The sequence below is a fragment of the Pantoea sp. B_9 genome, from assembly GCF_008632015.1.
GTDB lineage: Bacteria > Pseudomonadota > Gammaproteobacteria > Enterobacterales > Enterobacteriaceae > Pantoea > Pantoea dispersa.
In genome coordinates this window covers 508,947-527,151 of record NZ_VWVL01000001.1, presented here as the reverse complement: position 1 = coordinate 527,151, position 18,205 = coordinate 508,947, and the positions used below count along the sequence as shown (strand labels likewise).

Sequence of the window (18,205 nt, the reverse complement as noted above, 5' to 3'; positions counted from 1 at the left end):
GAAGCGCTATGAAATCAGGACGCTATATCGGCGTGATGTCCGGCACCAGCCTGGACGGCGTAGACGTCGTGCTGGCCGCGATCGACCAGCATATGGTGGCGCAACAGGCCAGCTACTGCCATCCCATCCCGCTGGCGCTGCGTCAGCAGGTGCTGGCGATTTGTCAGGGACAGACGCTGACGCTGTCGCAGCTCGGTCAGCTTGATACCCGGCTCGGCCAGCTGTTTGCGGAAGCCGTACTGACGCTGATGCAGCAGCAGGCGCTGGAGGCCAGCGATATCATGGCGATTGGCTGCCACGGCCAGACGGTGTGGCACGAGCCGCAGTCGGCGGCACCGAATACGCTGCAAATTGGCGACAATAACCAGATCGCTGCCGCGACCGGCGTCACGGTGGTGGGCGATTTTCGCCGCCGCGACATGGCGCTGGGCGGCCAGGGCGCACCGCTGGTACCGGCTTTTCACCAGGCGTTGCTGATGGACAGCGTTGAACGGCGCATGGTGCTGAATATTGGCGGCATCGCCAATCTGTCGCTGCTGATCCCCGGTCAGCCGGTGCGCGGCTTTGATACCGGACCAGGTAATATGCTGATGGATGCGTGGATCTGGCGCCACAAAGGCCTGCCGTTTGATAAAGATGCCGGCTGGGCGCGCAGTGGCCAGGTCGTGCCCGCGCTGCTGGAGCAGATGCTCGGCGATCCGTGGTTTGCGCTGCCGCCACCCAAAAGCACCGGTCGGGAATACTTTAACCTGGGCTGGGTGGAACAGCAGCTGCAGCGCTTCCCGGCGCTGGCCCCGCAGGATGTGCAGGCAACGCTGTGCGAGCTGACCGCGCTGACTATCGCCCATCAGGTACAGCTCAACGATGGCTGCGATCGTCTGCTGGTGTGCGGCGGCGGCAGTCGCAATCCGCTGCTGATGGCGCGGCTGGCCGCGCATTTGTCTGGCACTGAAGTGGGCACCACCGATCAGGCCGGTATCAGCGGTGATGATATGGAGGCGCTGGCCTTTGCCTGGCTGGCGTTCCGCACCCTGTCCGGGCTGCCGGGCAATCTGCCGGCGGTAACCGGCGCGCGCGAAATGAGCGTGCTGGGCGCCATCTATCCCGCCAATCCCCACGCAATACGTTAAGGAGCAAACATGAAAAAGATGATCGTGCTGGCCGGCACCCTGACCTTACTCAGCGGCTGTGGTATCTGGCATAAACCCGCACCCGCGCCAGAGACGTTACATTACCAGTGCGGCACGCTGCCGCTGACGGTCACTCTGGACAACGCGAAGCAGCAGGTTAGCTTTATTCTGGACGGCAAACCGCTCACGCTGACCCAGACGGTGTCTGCCTCCGGCGCGCGCTACAGCGATGGGACCTACGTTTTCTGGTCAAAAGGCAATGGCGCCTTTGTTGAACGCAACGATAAAATCGTGATTAATGATTGTGAACTGCAGAACGCGGATGCCTCCGCACAGTAAGAGAGAACCGGGATACCAGCATGAGCGACAGTGACAGCTTGCAACACATTGCCCACCTGCGTCGGGAGTACACGCGCGGCGGGCTGCGGCGCAAAGATTTGCCAGATACGCCTCTGGCGCTGTTTGAACAGTGGCTGCAGCAGGCGTGCGCCGCGCAGCTGCCCGATCCCACCGCCATGACGGTGGCGACGGTGGACAGCAGCGGCCAGCCCTATCAGCGCATCGTCCTGCTTAAACACTACGATGAGCAGGGCATGGTGTTTTACACCAACCTCGGCAGCCGTAAAGCGCTGCAGCTGGCGGACAATCCGCGCATTTCCCTGCATTTCCCCTGGCACTTCCTTGAGCGTCAGGTAATGGTGCTGGGCGAAGTGGAGAAACTATCGCCGCTGGAAGTGCTGAAGTACTTCCACAGCCGTCCGCGAGACAGCCAGATTGGCGCCTGGGTATCGAAACAGTCGAGCCGGATTTCCGCGCGCGGCGTGCTCGAGGGCAAATTCCTTGAGCTGAAGCAGAAGTTTCAGCAGGGGGAAGTGCCGCTGCCGAGTTTCTGGGGCGGATTCCGCGTCAGATTCCACACCATGGAGTTCTGGCAAGGCGGCGAACATCGCCTGCATGACCGCTTCCTTTATCAGCGTGATGGCAGCGGCTGGACAATCGACCGTTTAGCACCGTAAAACTGCGTTTTATCCCCTTTCAGCGCTGGCGCACGGCTCGTCAGCGCTTTATGCTATAGCCCTCATTTTTTTCGTATCCGCACGTCAGCGGACAGCTGTGTACCAGCATAGGTGCAGTCTGATCAATTTGGAGTCAGTGATGACCAGCAGTAACCTGATACAACAATTGCAAGAGAGAGGCTTAGTAGCCCAGGTAACGGACGAGGAAGCGTTAGCAGAGCGGCTGGCGCAAGGGCCAATTGCACTCTATTGCGGCTTTGATCCCACCGCTGATAGCTTGCACTTGGGCCATCTGGTGCCGCTGCTGTGCCTGAAACGTTTCCAGGATGCCGGCCACAAGCCGGTGGCCCTGGTCGGCGGTGCCACCGGCCTGATCGGCGATCCCAGCTTTAAAGCGGCCGAACGTAAACTCAATACCACGGAAACAGTCAACGAGTGGGTAGAGAAGATCCGCAAACAGGTTGCGCCTTTCCTCGATTTTGACTGCGGCGACAACAGCGCTATCGCGGCCAACAACTATGACTGGTTTGGCGGCATGAACGTGCTGACCTTCCTGCGCGATATCGGTAAGCACTTCTCGGTCAACCAGATGATCAACCGTGAAGCGGTGAAGATGCGCCTGAACCGTGAAGATCAGGGCATCTCCTACACCGAGTTTTCCTACAACCTGCTGCAGGGTTACGACTTTGCCGAACTGAACAAGCGCTACGACGTGGTGCTGCAGATTGGCGGCTCCGACCAGTGGGGGAACATCACCTCCGGTATCGATCTGACGCGTCGTCTGCATCAGCAGCAGGCGTGGGGACTGACGGTGCCGCTGATCACCAAGTCGGACGGCACCAAATTTGGTAAAACCGAAGGTGGCGCGGTATGGCTGGATGCGAAGAAAACCAGTCCGTACAAGTTCTACCAGTTCTGGATCAACACCGCCGACGCCGACGTCTATCGCTTCCTGAAGTTCTTCACCTTCATGAGCATTGAAGAGATCAATGCACTGGAAGAAGAAGACAAAAACAGTGGCAAAGCGCCGCGCGCGCAGTATGTGCTGGCGGAGCAGGTGACGCGTCTGGTGCACGGCGAAAGCGGTCTGAGCGGGGCGAAGCGCATCACCGACAGCCTGTTCTCCGGCAGCCTGAGCGACATGACCGAAGCGGACTTTGAGCAGCTGGCACAGGATGGCATGCCGACCATTAGCCTGAAGGCGGACGACGATCTGCAACAGGCGCTGGTGGCGGCGGAACTGGTGCCGTCACGCGGCCAGGCGCGCACCATGATTGGCTCCAACGCGGTGTCTGTCAACGGTGAGAAACAGTCTGATGCCGAGTATCGTTTCAGCGACAGCGACAAACTGTTTGGTCGTTACACGCTGCTGCGTCGCGGCAAAAAACACTACTGCCTGATTAGCTGGCAGTAAGGTGCAAGGGCCGGTCTCCGGCCCTTTTTTATGGCAAGCAGTACAGGGCAATAATGAAAAATATCCTCGCAATCCAGTCTCACGTGGTTTATGGCCACGCCGGTAACAGCGCGGCCGAATTCCCGATGCGACGCATGGGCGCCAACGTCTGGCCGTTAAACACCGTGCAGTTTTCCAATCACACCCAGTATGGTCACTGGACCGGCACTGTGATGCCCGCCACCCATCTGACCGATATCGTCAGCGGGATCGCCGCCATCGATCGTCTGAAAACCTGCGATGCGGTGCTGAGCGGCTATCTCGGCTCGGCGGAGCAGGGCGAACAGATCCTGGAAATCGTGCGTATGGTGAAGGCGGCGAATCCTGACGCCTGGTATTTCTGTGACCCGGTGATGGGCCATCCGGAAAAAGGCTGCATCGTCGCGCCCGGCGTGGCGGAGTTTCACTGCAAGCAGGCGATGCCGGCCAGCGATCTTATCGCGCCGAACCTGCTGGAGCTGGAGATGCTCAGTGGCCAGACGGTCGCAAACGTGGAACAGGCGGTGGTTGCCGCTCGCACATTGATTGCGCAGGGGCCGCGCGTGGTGCTGGTGAAACACCTGGCGCGCGCCGGACGCCGTAGCGACCGCTTTGAAATGCTGCTGGTCACCGCCGATCAGTGCTGGCACATCAGCCGTCCGCTGGTGGATTTTGGTGTGCGTCAGCCGGTGGGGGTTGGCGATCTGACCAGTGGCCTGTTGCTGGTTGACCTGCTGCACGGCAAATCGCTGCAGGATGCGCTGGAACATGTCACGGCGGCAGTATATGAAGTGATGCTGAAAACCCACGAGATGGGCGAGTATGAACTGCAACTGGTGGCGGCGCAGGATGCGATTGCGCAACCCACGCAGCACTTTGCGGCAGAACAGCTGTAATCGCTGCTAATCAACAGGCCGGCCAGCACGCCGGCCTGTAGCGTCAGACCAGACCTTCAGCCTTCAGTGCGGCCTGAACCGCCGGCCGCGCGGCCACCCGCGCAAACCATGCCTCCAGCGCGCTTAAACCTTCGAGATTCAGTTTGATGGCTTTTGCCCAGCGCGTAACCACAAACAGATAGACATCGGCGACGGTGAAGCGTAACCCCATCAGCCACTGTTTATCCTGCAGCGCATCGTTAACGCGCTGAAATTTTTGCTCCAGCTGTGCACGCACTATGGCTTTGTACTCTTCCGGCGTATCCGGACGGAACAGCGGGGAAAAGGTTTTGTGCAATTCGCTGCTGATGTAGCTCAGCCATTCCAGCGTGTGATAGCGCGTCAGGCTGCCGGTCGGTGCCAGCAGGTTGCGATCCGGCTTGAGATCCGCCAGATACTGCACAATCGCCACGCCTTCCGTCAGTATGCTGCCGTCATCAAACTGCAGCGCGGGAACCTGTCCTTTGGGGTTTATCTGCCAGTAATCTTCTCCGCGCTCGGTGACTTTCTTCTGCAGATCGACATTGACCTGCGTAAAATCCAGCCCGCATTCGCGCGCAACGATATGCGGCGAGAGCGAACAGGCACCGGGCTTACAATAGAGTTTCATCATGGCCTCTCCTGATGAGTTGTTGTGATGACAGCAGCATAAAACTGCCAGAAATTTTTACCAGTGACAGCGATCAGGAATTGCGGGCGGGCGCGGGAAATTCAGCGGCCGCCTGCAGTCGCGGCGGCAGTGCCGTGAGCGCGAAATCCCAGAAACAGCGTACCTTGGGCGCCATGTTTTTCACCCGCTGCGCCACCAGATGCACCGGCAGCGGTGCCGGCTCCCACTCGCTCAGCAGGCGGATCAGCGTGCCTGCCTGCAGTTCATCTACTACCTGATAAGACAACAGACGGCCAATGCCCTAGCCACTGCGCAATGCATCCAGCTGGCTGGCGATATCATTGACGCGCAGGCGTGGGGTGATACGCACGCGCAGGTCGTGCGCGAAGCGCCACTCACGGGTATGGCGCACGCCTGCCACCAGCGCATGCATGCTGAGCTCAGCCGGATGGGCCGGGATTCCGGCCTGGCGGAGGTAATCCGGGCTGGCGACCAGCATCGAGCGTACGCTGCCGACGTTGCGCGCCACCATCGACGAATCCTGCAGCTCGCCAATGCGCACTGCAATATCCAGCCCGTTTTCAATCAGGTCCTGATAGCTGTCGCTTAGAATCAGTTCGATTTGCATTTCCGGATGCTGTTGCAGAAAGGCATTGACCAGCGGCATCACGTGGCGACGGCCACACATCACCGGGGCGGTGATGCGCAGCAGGCCGTGCAGTCCGCTGTGGTGGGCGCTGTCGAGCGCGCTCTGGTAATCGTTAAGCAAGCGCTGCGCCTGCTCAAACAGCTGCCAGCCGCTCTCGGTTGGAGCCAGCTGGCGCGTGGTGCGTTCAATCAGGGTGGTGCCAAAACGTGCTTCCAGCGCATTCAGCGTGCGGGTAATGACCGGCGGCGAACGCTGCAATACGCGCGCCGCGCCAGCCAGGCTGCCCTGCTGAATCACCGCAACAAACACCTGCAGCTCGTCAAATCTGTCCATGAGCCATTCCCGATCTCAGCCGTGCAAGGCGAGCATAAAAAGCGTGTTGCTTAAACTACAGCGGAAAGCGGGGGTTGTGAAGGGGGATAAAAAAAGCCGGGCTTAGCCCGGCTCAGAAACGATTACTGGTTAGCGCTGGCGCGCTTCAGTTCTGCCTGCGCGTCATCCTGCGTCATGCGGTTGAGCAGCGGGGCGGTAATCAGCATCAGCAGGGCGATTACGCCAGTGGCGATACCAATCTGCTGGAACACCTGGCTATACACGGCCAGTGAGGCGTGAGGATCGGTGACGTTTTCCGGCACCGCCATCAGGTTCGCTACCTTACCGGCAATCATCGCGGCGCCAGCGGTGGTGAGGAACCAGGAGCCCATAATAAAGCCCATCAGACGCTGCGGCACCAGCTGCGCCACCATCGCCAGGCCGAGACCAGAGATCATCAGCTCACCGATACTTTGCAGCGCATAGCTCAGAATCAGCCAGTTCACCGAAACGATACCTGCCTGGTTCGCGAATTTCGCGCCAAACGGCAGCACCAGGAACGCTGCAGAGCACAGCACCATGCCAATGGCAAACTTGTGCGGCATCGGCAGCTTATCGCCAAGCTTGTTATAGACTGCCGCCAGAATCGGGCTGGCCACCATGATCCAGAATGGATTGAGCGCCTGGAACTGTTCCGGCTCAAAGGTAATACCGAGAATCGCGTGCTCGACGTTACGGATGGCGAAGAAGTTCAGCGAGGTTGGCATCTGCATGTACAACACGAAGAACACAATGGCTTCGACCATCAGCAGGAATGCAACGATCATTTTGCGGCGTGCCGCGCCGTGCAGCGCAAAGGCTTCTTTGGCAAACACCAGCACGATACCGATCGCGATCACGCCCAGCGTCATGCGGGCAATGCTCTGATGATGCAGCAGCCAGGTGGCCAGCGCGATCAGCGCAACCACGCCGACAAGGGTCATCAGCAGCTTACCGACCTGCAGCGGCGCAAAGTCTGGTTTAGAGCCGTAATTCTTCACCAGGCGCTGGCAGAACAGGAAGTTCAGCAGGGTGATCACCAGGCCCACCACCGACAGCGAAAACGCCGCGCCCCAGCCATATTTGGCCGCCAGCCACGGAGTCAGCATCATCGAGAACAGCGAACCGATGTTGATCGACATGTAGAACATGGTGAAGGCACCGTCGATGCGCGGATCGTCTTTCTCGTAGCAGGTCGACAGCAGTGAAGAAGGGTTAGCCTTGAACAGCCCGCTACCCACGGCGATGGTCGCCATGCCGACATACACCATGGTGGTGTCATGACCGGAGAAGGCAATCATCGCATAGCCCAGCGCCAGCACAATGACGCCGAGAATAATCACGCGTTTGGTGCCGAGCACTTTGTCGCCCAGCCAGCCGCCAATGGCAACCAGGCCGTAAACCAGTGCGCTGAACGAGGTGAACAGGGTGATGGAGTCCGCTTCGGACATCCCCAGCTGTTTCACCAGATAGACCGCCATGATGGCTTGCAGACCGTAGTAGCCAAAACGCTCCCACAGTTCGATGGAGAAGATCAAATAGAACGCTTTCGGCTGACGGAAGGCGTTAAGGCTTACCGCCTCATCAGTGTGTTTGTTTGCAGTTGACACGTATACCTCAGTTTATACATCGCCTGTTTTACAACAGGAATTAAGTCTGCGTCGGGCTGGGTAATCCCGCGCAACATTGTTATTAGAAAGGAAAAACGGCGCCTAATTTGGCTGAATCAGGCCAACAGGGCAAGCATTTTCTGCACGCTGAAATACTTGTTACAGGCAGGGTTATAACCAGGATAATAACTTGTAAATCAGTGTTAAATATCACTGCGTGACATTATAGCAGGATAATTGTTCTTGTTGCAGATCGGTTGATGGATTTTCCTGAGATAAACTGCTTTTCCTGCTCCGGGCAGGACATAATATTATCCAGCCCATTCAGATGGATGAATCCCCTGATTTTTGCCGAAGAAGTAAGCGCAATTGTCTGATTGTTGAGCACAATACGCGGCTGACAGTTCGCCGCAGGCTAATTTGTTGATCCTGCGCACAAAATTATCAATTAATTAGAAATGTAAAAAAAGAAAACGATTGCCGCTCTCCCGTTTGCCGACAATTTCACCACTTAATCGCGGCTTTCATCGTATAAGCTCTGCAGCACCCCCGGTGGCAGTGACCTGTTGCGCCAGGCAGGGGGAGGAGGGATAGCCGATCGCCAGCCCTTAGACAGCCTGAAGAAATTGCTGTAACCTCGTTTTTTCCCTGCAAGGAACTCATCATGAAGCAGTCCGTTCGTGTCGCTCTCGTGGGCGATTACCGTGCCAGTGCCGTTGCGCACCAGGCTATTCCTCCCGCTGTTCAGCTTGCCGCAACCTCTCTCTCACTTAACGTAACCGCCGACTGGATCGCGACGCCGGAAATCGATCTGCCGCGTCTGCACGACTATGATGCCGTCTGGGTAGTGCCTGGCAGTCCCTTCCTGAATGATGCCGGCGTGTTCGACGTCATTCGCTGGGCGCGCGAAAGCGGTAAACCCTTTTTAGGCTCGTGCGCCGGCTTTCAGTATGCGGTGGTGGAGTACGCGCGCAACGTGCTGGGCTGGGAGGATGCTGGTCATGCCGAGACCGACCCTGAGGCGCGCTGGGTGATTGCGCCACTGGCCTGCTCGCTGGTCGAGCAGCGCGGTGAGGTCACGTTTGAGCCGGGTTCGCGTATTGCTCAGGCCTACGGCGCGCTGCAGAGTAACGAAGGCTATCACTGCAACTTTGGCGTTAACGCTGAGTTCAGCGAGACGCTGGCCACGCGCAATCTGCGTATTACCTCATGGGATCTGGAGGGGGATGTGCGCGGGGTAGAGCTGACCGATCATCCGTTCTTTGTCGCCACGCTGTTCCAGTCTGAACGCGCCGCGTTACAAAACCGGCTGTCACCGCTGGTCGTGGCGTGGCTGCAGGCGGCGCAATAACGGTTAATAAGCGATCTACGGCGCGCAGCGTCGCGCCGTTACCGATCAGTCTGTCTTTTCCGTGAACTCACACAAATCTTCAATCAGGCAGGAGCCACAGCGCGGTTTACGCGCCACGCAGGTGTAGCGACCGTGCAGAATCAGCCAGTGATGGCAGTCAACCTTAAAGTCGGCAGGCACCACCTTGAGTAGCTTCTGTTCTACTTCCTCAACGTTTTTACCCGGCGCAAAGCGGGTGCGATTGCTGACGCGGAAAATGTGGGTATCCACGGCAATGGTGGGCCAGCCAAAGGCGGTATTAAGCACCACGTTGGCGGTTTTGCGCCCGACGCCGGGCAGGGCTTCCAGTGCCGCGCGGTCTTCCGGCACCACACCGCCGTGCTGCTCCAGCAGAATGCGGCAGGTTTTGATGACGTTTTCTGCTTTGCTGTTAAACAGGCCAATGGTCTTGATGTACTCTTTAACGCCTTCCACGCCGAGCGCCAGCATTGCCGCTGGCGTATTGGCCACCGGATAGAGTCGGGCGGTGGCTTTATTGACGCTGACATCGGTTGCCTGTGCCGACAACAGCACAGCGATCAGCAGCTCAAACGGTGAGCTGAAATTCAGTTCGGTGGTCGGATGGGGATTGGCGTCACGCAGCCGCGTGAGGATCTGCAGGCGTTTATCCTTATTCACACAGCCTTCCCGGTTTCGCCCTGCGGCGCGGCAGCAGCAGCGTCCAGCTGACGTGCGGCGCGCTGCTTCATTTTCTGATCGATCAGGTATTTGCCGGCCAGCAGCATACCGAGGCCGATAAACGCACCCGGCGGCAGCATCGCCAGCAGCATCGGTGAATCAAAATGCACCACTTCAATACGCAGCGCTTTAGCCCATGGCCCCAGCAGCTGATCAGCACCGTTGAACAGCGTGCCGTTACCAATCAGTTCACGAATCGAACCCAGCGTCACCATCGCGCAGGTAGCGCCCATACCGATGGCAAAGCCATCCAGCGCGGAGAGGGGAATACTGCTTTTCGATGCCACCGCTTCCGCACGTCCCACCACAATGCAGTTGGTGACGATCAGCGGGATAAAGATGCCCAGCGACTGATACAGGCCATAGGCATAGGCGTTGATCAGCATCTGCACGCAGCTCACCACCGAGGCGATGATCATCACGTAGATCGGAATACGAATTTCACCCGGCACCCAGCGGCGCGAAGCGGAAATCGCACTGTTGGTGATGGTCAGTACCAGCGTGGTCGCCAGTCCAAGGCCCAGTGCGTTAGTGGCGGTTGAGGTCACCGCCAGCAGCGGACAGAGCCCCAGCAGCTGCACCAGCGCCGAGTTGTTCTTCCACAATCCGCCAATCAGTAAATTTTTCGCTTCACTCATGGTGCATCTCCACATTCAGGCAGCGAAGCGAGCTTCGCTGGCAGCGTTTCAATCAGCAGCGCCGTGCGTTTGGTGGCGTTGACCACCGCGCGCGGCGTGATGGTCGCGCCGGTAAACTGGTCAAATTCGCCACCGTCTTTTTTCACGGCAAAGGCTTTATCGTCGGCACCGTGCACCACTTTGCCGTTAAAACTGTTGATCCAGTCGGAAATTCGCAGCTCGATTTTATCACCCAGACCCGGCGTCTCATGATGTTCAATTACGCGTACGCCCAGCACTTTGCCGTGAAAATCGGCGCCGACCAGCATCTGTATCGCGCCAGAATAGCCGTCAGGGGCGGTGGTCTCAAGTGCGGCGGCCACCGGTTGATCCCCTTTGCGCGCCACATACAGATGATGCGGTTTGTCGTTGCCGAGCGCGCGGGCATCGGTCACCAGCAGACACTCCTGCTGAATATTGTTGTCGTACAAATCGGTGGGCACCACCTGGTCGAGCAGGTTTTTCTGCTGCAGCGCGGTCTGGTGATCGACCGTCGGTTTGGTGACATAGTTGACCACCGCCGTCACGCCGGTGGTGATCACGGCAAACATGCCCAGCGTGAACGCGTTTTTACGAATGGTTTCGATCATCATCAGTCCCTGCGATGTCCATACACGCGCGGCTGCGTGTAGTAGTCAATCAGCGGCACGCAGATGTTGGCGAGCAGCACCGCGAAGGCGACGCCATCCGGATAGCCACCGAAGCTGCGAATCAGCCACACCAGCAGGCCAATCAGCGCACCGTAAATCAGCCGGCCACGGTTGGTGGTGGACGCGGTGACCGGATCGGTGGCAATAAAGAACGCACCGAGCATGGTCGCCCCGGAGAACAGATGCACCAGCGGCGAGTTCAGCGACTGCGGCGCGAACAGCCAGCCGAGCGTGGCGCACAGCGCCAGCGACAGCAGGAAGCTGAACGGGATATGCCAGCGAATGGCGTTCTTCGCCAGCAGCAGCATGCCGCCGAGCAGATAGCCGAGATTGACCCACTGCCAGCCGAGGCCGGCCAGTACGCCGCCGTAAATCGGCTGGGCCAGCAGCTGTTCGGCGCTGTGCCCGGCGCGCAGGCCGGTTTTAAAGGTATCGAGCGGCGTGGCCTGGCTCACGCCATCCACTCCCAGCTGCAACTGCTGCATGGTGTCACCGGCCAGCGTGTGGCCGGTAAAGATCATACTGAGTGAGTCCATCAGGCCAGGCTTAATGGCCTGCAGCACATCCGGCGGCAGCCAGCTGGTCATCTGCACCGGGAAGGAGATCAGCAGTACCACATAACCGACCATGGCCGGATTGAACGGATTCTGGCCGAGACCGCCGTACAGTTGTTTGGCGATAACCACGGCAAATACGGTACCGAGCACCACCAGCCACCACGGCGCCAGCGGCGGCAGGCTGATGCCCAGCAGCAGCGCCGTCAGCAGGGCAGAGTTATCCGCCAGCGTCGGCACTACCGGCGCGTGACGCAGGCGCAGAATCGCGCCTTCGGTGATCCATGCGGTAGCGACCGCCAGCAGCACCTGAATCAGGAAGCCGATGCCAAAGAAATACCACTGTGCCGCCATACCGGGCAGGGCGGCCAGCACCACCAGCAGCATGATGTTGCCGGTGCTGCGGCGGTTATGGGTATAAGGCGAACTTGCAATACGAAAAGCCATTTAGTCCTCAGTCGTCGAAGGCTGCTGCTGCGCTTTACGCGCTTTGGCACGGGCGACCGCTGCGGCAATCGCCGCTTTGCGTGGGTCGGCGGAGTCAGGAGAGGCAGCAGCCTCCACCTCAGAAGATGCGGCGGGTGCGTCGGCAGTCTGCTGCGCTGCGGCCGCGGCTTTCTTCGCTTTGGCACGCGCAATCGCTGCTTCAACCGCTGCTTTGCGCGGATCGACTTCAGCCGCTGGCGTTTCCGCTGCCGGCTCAGCGTCCGTCGGCACCTGTGCCGCCGCAGCTTTCTTCGCTTTGGCACGGGCGATAGCGGCTTCGACTGCGGCTTTGCGCGGATCGACCTCAGCCGCTGGCGTTTCCGCTACCGGCTCAGCGTCCGTCGGCGTCTGCGCGGCCGCAGCTTTCTTCGCTTTGGCTCGGGCGATAGCGGCTTCGACCGCCGCTTTCTTCGCTTTGGCACGGGCGATAGCGGCTTCGACCGCCGCTTTGCGCGGATCGACCTCAGCCGCTGGCGTTTTCGCTGCCGGCTCAGCGTCGGCCGGCGTCTGCGCCGCCGCCGCTTTCTTCGCTTTGGCGCGGGCGATAGCGGCTTCAACCGCCGCTTTGCGCGGATCGCTTTCTGCGGTCGTGGTGTCAGCGGCTGGCTGTGCCGGCGCGGCCACTTTTTTCGCTTTAGCACGCGCAATGGCGGCTTCCACGGCGGCCTTGCGCGGGTCAATGGCCTGGCGGCTTAGCGGTTCGGTTTCAGCCTGCTTCTCGGCCTGCTGCGCCAGCGCCTGGGCATGGCGCGCTTCGCGTTCTGCCGCTTCCTGTTCCGGCGTTTTGGCCTGACGCGCTTTCACGCGCCCGGTTGCCGCTTCCAGCTCGGCTTTATCGCTGCGCGCAACCCGCTGTTTGGCCTGCTCGTGGCGCGCTTCCCGCGCCAGTTTTTCCCGCTCAAGGCGTGCCTGACGCGCTTCAAAGCGTGCTTTGGCTTCGGCGGTGCGTTTGGCCTCCAGATCGATGGCGCGCAGTTCGGCTTTTTCCTGGCGGTAATACTGCACCAGCGGAATATTGCTGGGACAGACATACGCACAGGCACCGCACTCAATGCAGTCATCAATGTGATGGGCGCGCGCTTTGTCATGATCGCCACCCTGACTGTACCAGTACAGCTGCTGCGGCAGCAGTTTTGCCGGGCAGGCGTCAGCGCAGGCGCTGCAACGGATGCAGGACTGTTCTTCCTGTGGTTGCCCCATCTCGCTGGCCGACGGTGCCAGAATACAGTTGGTGATCTTCACCACCGGCACGTTGAGGGACGGCAGGGTAAAGCCCATCAGCGGCCCGCCCATGATCACCATCTGGCGCGCACCCGGCGTGAAACCGACCTGTTGCAACAGATGGCTTACCGGGGTACCGAGACGGCCCCAGACGTTACGCGGCCTGGCAATGGCCTCGCCGGTCAGCGTCACTACGCGCTCCGTAATCGGTTCGCCATCGATAATGGCGCGCTTCACCGCCCAGGCGGTGCCGACGTTCTGCATCAGCACGCCAATGTCGGTGGAGCGTCCGCCGTGCGGCACTTCCCGCCCGGTGAGAATTTTGGTCAGCTGTTTGGCACCGCCGGAAGGGTATTTGGTTGGGATCACCCGCAGCTGCAGCTCGCGGTCACCGGCCAGCGCCTGTTTCAGCGCGGCAATCGCCTCCGGCTTATTGTCTTCGATGCCAATCAGCACGCGCTCCGCCTGCAACACCCAGGCGAGGATGCGGCAGCCTTCCAGCACTTCCGCCGCACAATCCTGCATCAGGCGATCGTCCGCCGTGATGTAAGGTTCGCACTCGGCGGCGTTGATGATCAGCGTGTTGACGCCGCGCAGTCCGCCGCGCAGTTTGGTGGCGGTCGGGAAGCCCGCGCCGCCGAGGCCTGCAATACCGGCTTCGTGGATGCGTTTCACTACCGCGTCCCGACCCAGCGCGCGATAGTCCGGCTGCGGATCGAGCGGCATCCAGCGGTCTTCGCCATCGGCGCGCAGGAAAACGCACAGCTCGGACAGGCCGGAAGGGTGCGCCGTCATGTGTGGCGCGATGGCTTCAATGGTGCCGGAAGTGGGCGCGTGCACCGGCAGCATCCGGCCGCTGCCAAAGGTCAGCGGCTGGCCGCGCAGCACCTTATCGCCCGGCGCCACACAGATTTCGCCTTCGTGGCCGATATGCTGTTTCAACGGAATAATGAACTGTTCAGGCAGCGGGAGCTGGCTGAGCGGCGTGCCGCTGGACTGGGTTTTCATTTCCGGCGGGTGAATGCCGCCTTCGAAATCCCATAGCTTCTCTTTGCGCAGCAGCGATAACAGATTAAGCATGATGTTCTACCGGGATCACCCGTACAGGTATGGTGTCGAGATCCCACTTCCAGTTGGCGGTGGTGGTGGCAACCGGGCGCATCTCAATACAGTCGGTGGGACAGGGCGCGACGCACAGGTCGCAGCCGGTGCAGACATCGCTCAGCACGGTGTGCATGGCGCGCGTCGCACCGACGATGGCGTCAACCGGGCAGGCCTGAATACATTTGGTGCAGCCAATGCAGTTGGCTTCGTCAATCCACGCCACGGTGCGAACCGGCGTCAGCACTTCCGCGCCGCCGTCCAGCGGCTGCGGTTCAACGTTGAGCAGTTCGGCCAGCTTCAGCATGGTCTGTTCGCCGCCCGGCGCACATTTGTTAATGGCTTCACCGTTATTGCCCACCGCATCGGCGTACGGACGGCAGCCGGGATAGCCACACTGGCCGCACTGACTCTGCGGCAGAATCGCATCGATCTGCTCAACAATCGGGTCTTCTTCTACTTCAAAGCGGCGCGAGGCGTAGCCCAGCAGGGCACCAAACACCAGTGCCAGCGCCGCCAGAACAGCAATAGCAATCCAAATCGCGGTCATATCAGAATTTCACCAGACCGGTAAAGCCCATGAACGCCAGCGCCATCAGGCCAGCGGTGATCAGGGCAATGGAGTTTCCTTTGAACGGTGCCGGCACGTTGGCCAGCACCAGACGTTCACGCATGCCAGCGAACAGCACCATCACCAGCGAAAAGCCGAGTGACGCACTGAAGCCGTACAGCGCCGCCTGCAGGAACGTGTGGTTGAGGTTGACGCTCAGCAGCGGCACGCCCAGCACTGCGCAGTTGGTGGTGATCAGCGGCAAAAAGATACCGAGCAGGCGATACAGCGACGGGCTGGTTTTACGCACCACCATTTCGGTGAACTGCACCACTACCGCAATCACCAGGATATAGGCCATGGTACGCAGGTACACCAGATCAAGCGGCAGCAGAATCAGGTGATTCACCAGCCAGGCGCAAATCGACGCCAGCGTAATGACGAACGTGGTGGCAAGTCCCATGCCAATGGCCGTTTCCAGTTTTTTTGACACGCCCATAAAAGGGCAAAGGCCGAGGAATTTGACCAACACGAAGTTGTTCACCAGCACTGTGCCAATAAAGAGCAGTAAGTAATCGGTCATTTTTTAACCTGGTAAGCCGAAAGGCGTTTATTATCCGGAATTGAGAGGTGCATCTCAACCTTTGCGCGATTCGTGCGCTGGCTGAGAGCACTCAGAATTAAATTCCTGACGAAAAGAGCGTCATCAGGGCTGAATAAAGGTCTGTTTGACCCGCTGTGAGCGTTTGAAGTAGGGCACAAAGACCGCCGCCGAGAGCAGGGCCAGCAGCAGCGTCTGGATCGCTTTCCCATCGGCCACCGGCGTAAAAGCGAAGGTTTTCAGCGCCAGCAATACGGTCATCAGCAGCCAGAGAATGTAGTGACGTGGCAGACGGCGCGAACGCTGACAAAAGATCCAGCACACCCAGATGCTGTACAGCCACACCGCGGCGGCGGTGAGTAAGGACACCAGCCACTGCGTCATTAAAATACTGGCGTGAGAAAACAGCGTGGTGCGCAGTTCCGTGTCAAACAGCGGCCGCAGATAGAGCGCCACCACCAGCGCGCTGGTCAGCATCGTCATAATCAGCCAGGCCAGCGGCAGCAGCAGCCAGCCGGCAATACGCGGCGGGTTTACCGATTCGGACATGTTGTTCATCCTGATGTAAGAAAAAAGACGAGGCAGAGCGTACCATGTCCAAACGGGTCACGCCCGATTCGGACAGCGCACCAGGGGCAGAAACAGAGATAAGCGCGCTTTACACCACGTAGCGCCAGACGGATTTCGGCACACAGCCGAGGTCATACAGACGGCCACCTGAGGCGAGTTCAGCACGGCGGTGATCGGCGGCGCGGTACATATTAATGATCTCGTTATCATCAGTGAGCGAATAATTGAGGTGATCGTAGAGTTTTTCCAGACTCTCAAGATTATTCACTTTACGAAATTTCAGCAGGTAATCGAGCGCAGTCATGATTGCCATAAAAGATAGAGAACGGGGAAGTGCTCAAGTATAGGGAGCACGCGGCCAGAGTCCAGACACCGCGGTTAAAAAAATTCAAAATTCAGACAACGTGCGCTAATTCGCTCATCAAAAGGGACTTTTTTACGCTTTTATCTTTTTTAACGCGCATTTTCCTGCGCGTCAGGCGCGTTTTTGGCCCCGTTAACCGGGGGCTGGTGAGAAAATTTAACAGCTGCCTTAAACGGTATTCCAGACGCTATTTTTCACACTTTTGTTACGCTTATTTTGAAACACAGCAGGCGCGAAAAAGCGATTTATCGGTAACGGGTGACGCACAAGGGTGCAGCTGTGATGAAACGTCAAATCGCAAGTGTGCGAACTATCACAAAACAGAACATTGCCTGCCGCGCGTATGAATAACCATTCTTTACGCGTCCGTTGTAATCGTTTCCAGTGCCTGCGGTCATAACCGCTTCTGTTTATTACAGTTATTTAACCTCCGCTGACATAAAGTACAGGCGTTTTGTCCATAAGCTGAGTCAGCTGTCTGACACGCTGATACGCGTAACCCCTTTAATTCATTCTGTTTTGTGAGGTGTGTCGCGCTTGTTTTAGCGCAATTGCGCCAGGCTTGAAGCGCGTTTGTACCCCTACAGCACACTCCCTTCAGAGGAATGAAAATTATGTGGAAACGTTTACTCTTGACCGCCATGGTCAGCGCCGCACTCAGCACATCGGTTCTGGCTGCCGACATGACGGTGGGCTTCTCGCAGGTCGGTTCTGAATCCGGCTGGCGCTCAGCCGAAACCAACGTGGCAAAAAGTGAAGCGCAAAAGCGCGGTATCACCCTGAAAATTGCCGATGGTCAGCAGAAGCAGGAGAACCAGATCAAAGCGGTGCGCTCGTTTATCGCTCAGGGCGTTGACGCCATTTTTATCGCGCCAGTGGTACAGACTGGCTGGGAACCGGTGCTGGAAGAGGCCAAAGACGCCAAAATTCCGGTGTTCCTGCTGGACCGCGCCATCGTGGTGAAAGATAAATCGCTGTACATGGCGGTGGTGACGGCCGACAACGTGCTGGAAGGCAAACTGATTGGTGACTGGCTGGTGAAAACCGTCGGTGACAAGCAGTGTAACGTGGTGGAACTGCAGGGTACCGTTGGTGCCAGCGTAGCGATCGACCGTAAGAAAGGCTTTGCCGAAGCCATCGCCGGCCACAACAACATCAAAGTGATTCGCTCGCAGTCCGGAGACTTTACCCGCAGTAAGGGTAAAGAGGTGATGGAAAGCTTCATTAAAGCCGAGAACAACGGCAAAAACATCTGCATGGTGTATGCGCATAACGACGACATGGCGATCGGCGCCATCCAGGCGATTAAAGAAGCCGGCCTGAAACCGGGCAAAGACATTCTCACCGGTTCGATTGATGGCGTGCCGGATATCTATAAAGCGATGCTGGCCGGCGAGGCCAACGCCAACGTTGAGCTGACGCCAGACATGGCCGGCCCGGCGTTTGACGCGCTGGAGAAATTCAAAAAAGACGGCACGCTGCCGCCGAAGATTATCAAAACCGAATCAAAACTGTTCTTACCGGCTGACGCTCAGGCGGAGCTGGATAAGAAAAAAGGCATGGGTTACTGATCCCCGCAACCGCCCTTCGGGGCGGTTTTTATGACGTA

18 protein-coding genes and 1 pseudogene are annotated in these 18,205 nt (G+C 58.7%); 7 read left to right on the top strand and 12 right to left on the bottom strand.

Annotation, left to right across the window (positions count from 1 at the left end; all coding sequences use genetic code 11):
* The first annotated feature begins 8 nt into the window (after window positions 1–8).
* The 5 genes from anmK (at window position 9) to pdxY (ending at window position 4,474) form a co-directional block, all read left to right on the top strand.
* The gene (anmK, locus tag F3I21_RS02455) at window positions 9–1,130 is read left to right on the top strand and encodes an anhydro-N-acetylmuramic acid kinase (RefSeq protein ID WP_104092879.1); all 1,122 of its coding nucleotides are present in this window, start codon (window positions 9–11) and stop codon (window positions 1,128–1,130) included.
* 9 nt (window positions 1,131–1,139) lie between these two features.
* Complete coding sequence (locus F3I21_RS02450; protein ID WP_021506202.1) at window positions 1,140–1,469, top strand: MliC family protein; 330 nt, start codon at window positions 1,140–1,142, stop codon at window positions 1,467–1,469.
* Between the two features lie 20 nt (window positions 1,470–1,489).
* On the top strand, window positions 1,490–2,146 hold the full coding sequence (pdxH, locus tag F3I21_RS02445) for a pyridoxamine 5'-phosphate oxidase (protein ID WP_021506201.1): 657 nt from the start codon (window positions 1,490–1,492) through the stop codon (window positions 2,144–2,146).
* Between the two features lie 139 nt (window positions 2,147–2,285).
* Window positions 2,286–3,560: a tyrosine--tRNA ligase gene (tyrS, locus tag F3I21_RS02440; RefSeq protein ID WP_150058203.1), complete on the top strand. Its 1,275-nt coding sequence runs from the start codon at window positions 2,286–2,288 to the stop codon at window positions 3,558–3,560.
* Between the two features lie 53 nt (window positions 3,561–3,613).
* Window positions 3,614–4,474, top strand: coding sequence for a pyridoxal kinase PdxY (pdxY, locus tag F3I21_RS02435; protein ID WP_150058201.1), 861 nt, complete (start codon window positions 3,614–3,616; stop codon window positions 4,472–4,474).
* A gap of 43 nt (window positions 4,475–4,517) precedes the next feature.
* Here the strand turns inward: pdxY and gstA are convergent, their stop codons facing one another.
* The 3 genes and pseudogenes from gstA to dtpA all read right to left on the bottom strand — a co-directional run bounded on the left by gstA (window position 4,518) and on the right by dtpA (window position 7,733).
* A complete protein-coding gene (gene gstA, locus F3I21_RS02430) occupies window positions 4,518–5,123 on the bottom strand; it encodes a glutathione transferase GstA (protein ID WP_031279159.1) in 606 nt (201 codons plus the stop codon).
* Between the two features lie 73 nt (window positions 5,124–5,196).
* Window positions 5,197–6,105: pseudogene (locus F3I21_RS02425) on the bottom strand (LysR family transcriptional regulator).
* A 122-nt stretch (window positions 6,106–6,227) separates the two neighbouring features.
* A complete protein-coding gene (gene dtpA / locus F3I21_RS02420; RefSeq protein ID WP_058757699.1) occupies window positions 6,228–7,733 on the bottom strand; it encodes a dipeptide/tripeptide permease DtpA in 1,506 nt (501 codons plus the stop codon).
* A gap of 664 nt (window positions 7,734–8,397) precedes the next feature.
* Here dtpA and F3I21_RS02415 point away from each other — a divergent pair.
* On the top strand, window positions 8,398–9,084 hold the full coding sequence (locus tag F3I21_RS02415) for a CTP synthase (RefSeq protein ID WP_150058199.1): 687 nt from the start codon (window positions 8,398–8,400) through the stop codon (window positions 9,082–9,084).
* A 45-nt stretch (window positions 9,085–9,129) separates the two neighbouring features.
* Here the strand turns inward: F3I21_RS02415 and nth are convergent, their stop codons facing one another.
* The 9 genes from nth to ydgT form a co-directional block, all read right to left on the bottom strand.
* Window positions 9,130–9,762, bottom strand: coding sequence for an endonuclease III (nth, locus tag F3I21_RS02410; protein ID WP_021506194.1), 633 nt, complete (start codon window positions 9,760–9,762; stop codon window positions 9,130–9,132).
* Entirely contained in the window at window positions 9,759–10,460 is a 702-nt protein-coding gene (locus F3I21_RS02405) for an electron transport complex subunit E (protein WP_058757701.1), read from the bottom strand. Before F3I21_RS02405 ends, nth begins: the two co-directional genes overlap by 4 nt.
* On the bottom strand, window positions 10,457–11,089 hold the full coding sequence (rsxG, locus tag F3I21_RS02400; RefSeq protein WP_031279157.1) for an electron transport complex subunit RsxG: 633 nt from the start codon (window positions 11,087–11,089) through the stop codon (window positions 10,457–10,459). The genes F3I21_RS02405 and rsxG overlap by 4 nt, the downstream gene beginning before the upstream one ends.
* A gap of 2 nt (window positions 11,090–11,091) precedes the next feature.
* Complete coding sequence (gene rsxD, locus F3I21_RS02395; RefSeq protein WP_058769716.1) at window positions 11,092–12,150, bottom strand: electron transport complex subunit RsxD; 1,059 nt, start codon at window positions 12,148–12,150, stop codon at window positions 11,092–11,094.
* Window positions 12,151–14,490: an electron transport complex subunit RsxC gene (gene rsxC / locus F3I21_RS02390; protein WP_150058197.1), complete on the bottom strand. Its 2,340-nt coding sequence runs from the start codon at window positions 14,488–14,490 to the stop codon at window positions 12,151–12,153.
* A complete protein-coding gene (gene rsxB / locus F3I21_RS02385) occupies window positions 14,483–15,061 on the bottom strand; it encodes an electron transport complex subunit RsxB (protein ID WP_021506189.1) in 579 nt (192 codons plus the stop codon). Before rsxB ends, rsxC begins: the two co-directional genes overlap by 8 nt.
* A gap of 1 nt (window position 15,062) precedes the next feature.
* A complete protein-coding gene (gene rsxA, locus F3I21_RS02380) occupies window positions 15,063–15,644 on the bottom strand; it encodes an electron transport complex subunit RsxA (RefSeq protein ID WP_010618951.1) in 582 nt (193 codons plus the stop codon).
* Between the two features lie 123 nt (window positions 15,645–15,767).
* The gene (locus F3I21_RS02370) at window positions 15,768–16,211 is read right to left on the bottom strand and encodes a DUF2569 domain-containing protein (RefSeq protein ID WP_058758460.1); all 444 of its coding nucleotides are present in this window, start codon (window positions 16,209–16,211) and stop codon (window positions 15,768–15,770) included.
* A gap of 109 nt (window positions 16,212–16,320) precedes the next feature.
* On the bottom strand, window positions 16,321–16,536 hold the full coding sequence (gene ydgT / locus F3I21_RS02365; RefSeq protein ID WP_010618950.1) for a transcription modulator YdgT: 216 nt from the start codon (window positions 16,534–16,536) through the stop codon (window positions 16,321–16,323).
* Window positions 16,537–17,210: 674 nt separating this feature from the next.
* Here ydgT and ytfQ point away from each other — a divergent pair.
* Window positions 17,211–18,167, top strand: a complete 957-nt coding sequence (gene ytfQ / locus F3I21_RS02360) for a galactofuranose ABC transporter, galactofuranose-binding protein YtfQ (protein ID WP_150058193.1) — start codon at window positions 17,211–17,213, stop codon at window positions 18,165–18,167.
* Window positions 18,168–18,205 lie beyond the last annotated feature (38 nt).

Coding starts and splice junctions, on each gene's coding strand:
- F3I21_RS02370 (WP_058758460.1), bottom strand. CDS start 16,211: ATGTCCGAATCGGTAAACCCGCCGCGTATTGCCGGCTGGCTGCTGCTG.
- ytfQ (WP_150058193.1), top strand. CDS start 17,211: ATGTGGAAACGTTTACTCTTGACCGCCATGGTCAGCGCCGCACTCAGC.
- pdxH (WP_021506201.1), top strand. CDS start 1,490: ATGAGCGACAGTGACAGCTTGCAACACATTGCCCACCTGCGTCGGGAG.
- rsxD (WP_058769716.1), bottom strand. CDS start 12,150: ATGGCTTTTCGTATTGCAAGTTCGCCTTATACCCATAACCGCCGCAGC.
- tyrS (WP_150058203.1), top strand. CDS start 2,286: ATGACCAGCAGTAACCTGATACAACAATTGCAAGAGAGAGGCTTAGTA.
- rsxC (WP_150058197.1), bottom strand. CDS start 14,490: ATGCTTAATCTGTTATCGCTGCTGCGCAAAGAGAAGCTATGGGATTTC.
- F3I21_RS02405 (WP_058757701.1), bottom strand. CDS start 10,460: ATGAGTGAAGCGAAAAATTTACTGATTGGCGGATTGTGGAAGAACAAC.
- rsxA (WP_010618951.1), bottom strand. CDS start 15,644: ATGACCGATTACTTACTGCTCTTTATTGGCACAGTGCTGGTGAACAAC.
- ydgT (WP_010618950.1), bottom strand. CDS start 16,536: ATGACTGCGCTCGATTACCTGCTGAAATTTCGTAAAGTGAATAATCTT.
- anmK (WP_104092879.1), top strand. CDS start 9: ATGAAATCAGGACGCTATATCGGCGTGATGTCCGGCACCAGCCTGGAC.
- F3I21_RS02415 (WP_150058199.1), top strand. CDS start 8,398: ATGAAGCAGTCCGTTCGTGTCGCTCTCGTGGGCGATTACCGTGCCAGT.
- rsxB (WP_021506189.1), bottom strand. CDS start 15,061: ATGACCGCGATTTGGATTGCTATTGCTGTTCTGGCGGCGCTGGCACTG.
- gstA (WP_031279159.1), bottom strand. CDS start 5,123: ATGAAACTCTATTGTAAGCCCGGTGCCTGTTCGCTCTCGCCGCATATC.
- pdxY (WP_150058201.1), top strand. CDS start 3,614: ATGAAAAATATCCTCGCAATCCAGTCTCACGTGGTTTATGGCCACGCC.
- rsxG (WP_031279157.1), bottom strand. CDS start 11,089: ATGATCGAAACCATTCGTAAAAACGCGTTCACGCTGGGCATGTTTGCC.
- F3I21_RS02450 (WP_021506202.1), top strand. CDS start 1,140: ATGAAAAAGATGATCGTGCTGGCCGGCACCCTGACCTTACTCAGCGGC.